A 1,709-nucleotide genomic window follows, 5' to 3' on the forward strand; every position below is an offset into this window, starting at 1 on the left:
AATGGAAGATATAATTTGCATTAAAAAGGATTTTAAAAGTAGAGATATGGCAATGGAAATCTTAAAGGAGATAAGCTTTTTTGATATGGTTTTTTCATTAAAACTTATTATTGATAATCTTAAAGGAATGCTTAATATTTCCGATGAAGAGGTAAAAAAGATTGTTAACGGAATAGTTGATGTATCCATACAAATGGAAGAAAAAAAGGGGTAAATTAATGGGAGAAGAGATAAAAGTATTTGATATAGAAGAATGCAAAGAGTGTCCATTTAAAGAACTTGAAATTAATACAACATATTTTTTGGATAATAAACCAAATTATGAAACCGCATTTATTAAGTGTGTACATTTTAATAGTTGTAAAAGATTAGAAACTATATTTAAAGAACAAAAGGGGTAAATATATGAAAAAGTTAAATAAAAATCCCGTGCTTGCTGGGAAACAAAGACACGAGATTAAACATATGTTACTATTACAAATTTTATCATTTATAAAACTGAATTTCAAGTACATATTTTTTACTGCCTTATTTTCTATTATTTCAATGTGTATTGCAGAAATTGTCGGCAGATATATTGCCTATATTGTATGGGGCTAAAAAATGAAAAAAGATGTTTATGATGAATATTTGATACTTGTAAACGGGCTTTACAAAGGGCAGGTAAGTTACATATTTGAAGAGATGATAAACGCACTTAAAAATAATAATAAGGTTATGCTTTTCACTCTCGATATGGAAAGGCTTATGGATCATGTACTTGAGTTAAATAATAATATACAGGCTTTGGAGCTTGAAAAGAAACAATTTATTTATAACTTAAAGAAAAAGTATCCATACATAAATTTATAGATTAATAAGTTTTAAACACGAAGAGGGGACGTGTTTATATAAAAAATTTAAGGAGGTTTCTCCTTGTGGACTTAGTGGACTTATTCCCCTCAAATTAAAAGAATATTATAAGGTGGTATTGCCGTTCAAATATGGGTTGCAATGCTGTCTTTTTAAAAGGAGTACATCATGAAAAACGGAGTAAATTATTTTCCTCTTGATGTATACCTGGACGATAATTTTAAACTCTTGGAGGCAGAATTTGGCTTAAAAGGCTTCGGTGTAATAATAAAACTTTATCAGAAGATTTATGCTGAAGGTTATTTCTGTCACTGGGACTCGGAGGTTATGCTGTTGTTTTCTCACGATATAGGAGTTGGTTGCGGTGTTGTTTCCGAGATAATAAATAAAGCTCTTAAAAGGGGTATTTTTAACAAAGAATTATACGACAAATATTCTATCTTAACTTCAAAGGGAATACAAAAAAGATATTTTACCATAGTTAAGAGAAGAAAGGTCGTTGAAGTTAAAAAAGAATACCTTCTTATTAATAGTATACAAAATTATCAAAATGCAGGCGAAGAAGAGGAATTTGCATACATAAATGACAAAAATGTATGCAAAGAAGAACAAAGTAAAGTAAAGGAAAGTAAAGTAAATAAAAGTAAAGAAAATATATATAAGAAGCGTAAGTTTGTTAAACCTACTATTGCCGAAGTAGAGGAGTATTGCAAAAAGAGAAATAATAATATAAACCCTCTACAGTTTTATAATTTTTATGAAAGTAAAAACTGGTATGTAGGTAAGAATAAAATGACAGACTGGAAAGCAAGTATAAAATCCTGGGAACAAAACGAAAAAGTCAAAAAAAGTAACAG

At 28.7% G+C, this 1,709-nt stretch carries 4 protein-coding genes; all 4 read left to right on the forward strand.

Features of this window, described 5'->3' with window-relative positions; translation table 11 throughout:
• Positions 1–214 (forward strand): hypothetical protein (locus tag V2W16_RS11120; protein WP_329386012.1); only part of this gene is annotated, 214 nt, incomplete at its 5' end.
• Positions 215–218: 4 nt separating this feature from the next.
• Positions 219–401, forward strand: a complete 183-nt coding sequence (locus tag V2W16_RS11125; protein ID WP_329386015.1) for a hypothetical protein — start codon at positions 219–221, stop codon at positions 399–401.
• Between the two features lie 202 nt (positions 402–603).
• Entirely contained in the window at positions 604–852 is a 249-nt protein-coding gene (locus V2W16_RS11130; RefSeq protein WP_329386018.1) for a hypothetical protein, read from the forward strand.
• Positions 853–1,020: 168 nt separating this feature from the next.
• Positions 1,021–1,709: DUF4373 domain-containing protein (locus V2W16_RS11135; RefSeq protein ID WP_329386021.1), on the forward strand; the 689-nt coding region annotated here is incomplete at its 3' end.

The organism is Anaerofustis butyriciformans, assembly GCF_036289385.1.
GTDB lineage: Bacteria > Bacillota > Clostridia > Eubacteriales > Anaerofustaceae > Anaerofustis > Anaerofustis butyriciformans.